Origin of the sequence: Pelomicrobium sp. G1 (assembly GCF_051905455.1) — a bacterium.
GTDB lineage: Bacteria > Pseudomonadota > Gammaproteobacteria > Burkholderiales > UBA6910 > Pelomicrobium.
Window position 1 is genome coordinate 1 of record NZ_JBQACR010000345.1, and the last position, 272, is coordinate 272.

General features: G+C 66.2%; 1 protein-coding gene. It reads right to left on the reverse strand.

The window, feature by feature from the left end; genetic code table 11:
- The coding region (locus tag ACTFO6_RS18780) for a chromate transporter (RefSeq protein ID WP_439935876.1) at positions 1 to 272 on the reverse strand (272 nt) is incomplete at both ends.

Genomic DNA, 272 nt, shown 5'->3' on the forward strand with positions numbered 1-272 from the left:
GCCAGGGCGGCAGCTTCCAGAACATGAGCAGGCCGAAAGCCACGAGCCCCAGGCCGAAGTTCCCTGGAGAGCGGATCGCGCTGGTCCAGACCGGGTGGTAAAGGGCGGCAAGGAGCAGTCCCACCACCGCCGCGTTGACGCCCATCAATGCCGACTGGATCCCTTGCACGCGGCGCAGCCGGTCCCAGAAGGGCATGACGCCGAAGACCAAAAGAAACGAAGGCAGAAAGATGGCGAGTAGGCACAGGATCCCCCAGGGCCACCCGCCGCCC